The sequence below is a fragment of the Anaerovibrio sp. genome, assembly GCF_051866355.1.
Lineage (GTDB): Bacteria > Bacillota > Negativicutes > Selenomonadales > Selenomonadaceae > Anaerovibrio.
The window spans coordinates 1-2858 of record NZ_JBJDWZ010000072.1 but is presented as its reverse complement, the minus strand read 5'-3'; the positions used below and the strand labels follow the sequence as shown (position 1 = coordinate 2858).

General features: G+C 51.0%; 3 protein-coding genes. 1 reads left to right on the top strand and 2 read right to left on the bottom strand.

The genetic code is table 11. The features are described 5' to 3' along the window. Positions 1-311 (bottom strand): acyltransferase family protein (locus ACI3UA_RS04295; RefSeq protein WP_439723595.1); only part of this gene is annotated, 311 nt, incomplete at its 3' end. Positions 312-535: 224 nt separating this feature from the next. After that, positions 536-1234 carry a TVP38/TMEM64 family protein gene (locus tag ACI3UA_RS04290; protein WP_439723594.1) on the bottom strand — a complete coding sequence of 233 codons (699 nt, stop codon included), beginning with the start codon at positions 1232-1234 and terminating at the stop codon, positions 536-538. 460 nt (positions 1235-1694) lie between these two features. Here ACI3UA_RS04290 and ACI3UA_RS04285 point away from each other — a divergent pair, with 460 nt between their 5' ends. Beyond that, a complete protein-coding gene (locus ACI3UA_RS04285; protein WP_439723593.1) occupies positions 1695-2648 on the top strand; it encodes a magnesium transporter CorA family protein in 954 nt (317 codons plus the stop codon). Positions 2649-2858 lie beyond the last annotated feature (210 nt).

Below are 2858 nucleotides of genomic sequence, written 5' to 3'. Positions count from 1 at the left end.
AGCAGGATAACGCCTGCTATCCAGGGCAGGACGATGCGCAGGAGCTTGCTTTTCCAGAACCCGGCCCCTGTCTGCTTTGACAGTGACATGATGCCGAAATAGCCGGAGATAAAGAACATCACCGGCATGATAAAGATGTCCGCCCACAGCACGAACAGCGTAAAGGCAAACTTAGGGTCCGCCTTGTCCACCGTGTACCACCACTCAGGTGCGTAGGCCATGTAGCACAGGGCCACATGAAAGACAATCATCAGGCAGACAATAAACGCCTTTAGATTGTCCAGAAAGAAGATACGCCTTTTCTTTTCCATTTTATACCCCCATATAAATCTTGATTTTTATAACAACACAGCCCGCCAGCGGCAGGGCAGTACCCGTGAAAACACATTCTCATTCGCAGGGTTTTCTTTGGGTACATGCCACGCCGCTTTCGTCCGTGCCAACAACATATATCTGCCCCATACCAATCTTTTAACAATATCCGGCACATATCCCCACTGCCCATGTATTGTATGCACAGTGAAAAAACACAGCATCAGCGGCTTTTCTGCTTTCGGCGTTTTTCATAGATAATGAAGCCGGCTACCATCACCACAGCCAGCACCAGCGAAAAGACCAGCCGATGAGGATTTTCACTGGCCGTCACCGCATCATGGCCTATCATGGCTTCAATGGCGGTGGATGGCAGTTTGCCAATCAGGGCGGCGATAGTAAAATCCCGAAAGGACATCCTGCTGACAGCCCCCAGCGCATTCAGAAGCCCTGACGGCAGATACGGGATAATGCGGGCAATCAGCATCACCTTGAAGCCCTGACTGCCGCTCAGCTCGTCAATCTTCTGCAGGGACTTGTGCTTCGATATGACATCCTCTGCCGCATCACGGAAAAGGAACCGTAGCAGTACAAAGCTCAGCGCCACCCCCACAGTTTCCGCAATCCACGCCAGCAGTATGCCCGGCACTATGCCGAAAATAAGGGCATTGGCCGAAGAAAAAATCATGGCCGGCGGAAAGCCTATGGCGTTGACGCACAGCACCAGAAAGAAGCTGAACACCATGGCCCAGGCCCCAAAGGAATTGATATAGGCCGCCACCCGGTGCATATCGCCGCTGAGGCACACATCCCACAGCTCCCCGAAAAAGGACGGGTTCAGCAGGTAGATAATGCCAAACAGCAGGCACAGCGCCGCCACGGCGCCGATTTTTATCGGCAAGGTAGATTTCGACATTTTCATAGACCACAAGCTCCTAACGCAACTACCGCGTGCAGGCCTCCGCGCACGGAAAAACACACGCCAAATACAATCACGTAGAACATTATAGCATAATACGCTCATTATGTCTTTAGCCATCATTTCTAAAACACAATAAACCATTCCGCATTTTTTGTCAATCTATGTAAAATTTACATAATCCCCCCACAAAAGGATTGACTAAGATGCGTTTGTGGTAGTAATATTTTTATGGCAAATTTTTATTTCAATGATATTGCGAGGTGAAAACAATGGACGCAGGCCCTGAACCCCGGGACAAACCAAAATTAAATAGGGAGACTGTATCTATTGTCCCGCAGTATACAACCCATGTGTAGATAAGGACGCGGCGCGTGCCGCGGGCGTCAAGGCCAAGATCCGGCACACGGCAGGCCTGCATGGCGATGGATAGAGCCTCCGTAAAGAAAGGAGAACCATTACTATGCTGAAGATTTACAAATCTTTGGAAAGCGGGCCTTTGCAGGAGCTGAGCCTGAAAACCCTTGAGAGCGGTGCCTGGATTAACATCGTTGACCCTACGCCCTACGAGCTGAAAGTGGTAGGCAATCTCACAGAGGTTGAGCCGGACTTCCTCCGCTCCGCATTGGACGATGAGGAGCGTTCCCATATCGATATCGAGGATGACAGCGTGATGATTTTGACCAACGTGCCGGTAGTGCGGGACGAGGGAAGCTACGATACCCTGCCGCTGGCCATTATCGTCACCGAGGAATACATCATCACCGTCTGTCTGGAAGAAACCCCGGTGCTTTCCTATTTTAATGAAAAAAGCGCCCGCTTCTTCCGCACATTCAAAAAGACGCGCTTCCTGTTCCAGATTCTCTACCGCAGTGCCACCTTCTATCTGCGCTACCTGCGCCAGATAAGCAAGCAGTCCGACGAAATCGAGAGCAAGCTGCGCCATTCCATGAAGAACCGGGAAATCCTGAAGCTTCTGGAACTGCAGAAGGCGCTGACCTTCTTCAACGCCTCCCTGCGTTCCAACGGTGCCGTGCTGGAAAAGCTCATGCGGCTCCGCACCACCACCTCCATGCAGCCCATGCTGAAATACTATGAGGAAGATGAGGATTTGCTGGAGGATGTCATCATCGAGAACAAGCAGGCGCGGGAAATGGTAGAGATGTACAGCAAGATTCTGGCGCGTCTGGCGGATACTTTTTCCTCCATCATGTCCAACAATCTGAACCAGGTCATGAAATTTTTGGCGGCTGTCACCATCCTGCTGGCCATACCGACGGTCATTTCCAGCTTTTTCGGCATGAATGTCCCGGTGCCTATGGCAGAAAACTCCAACGGCTTCATCTTCATCTGCATTCTGTCCGGCTCTCTGGCGGCCTTCTGCGGCATCCTGCTCTGGAAGCGGGACATGTTCTAGCCGGAAGCATACATCAGATTTTCAAAAGGAGCTGTTCTTATGATACCACTGTCCTCTTCGGAGTTTCTCAAGGAGTTCACCATCTACGCCGACAAGGCGCACGCAGAAAATCAGGCGCTTTTCATCCAGCGCGGCAACGACAAGAATCTCGTGGTACTGCCTATGGATATGTACAACGATTTGAAGCGGCAGATTTATGAGCTGAAAAAC

Bases quoted from the DNA above. Each gene is read 5' to 3' on its own strand.
- ACI3UA_RS04290 (WP_439723594.1), bottom strand. From the start codon at position 1,234: ATGAAAATGTCGAAATCTACCTTGCCGATAAAAATCGGCGCCGTGGCG.
- ACI3UA_RS04285 (WP_439723593.1), top strand. From the start codon at position 1,695: ATGCTGAAGATTTACAAATCTTTGGAAAGCGGGCCTTTGCAGGAGCTG.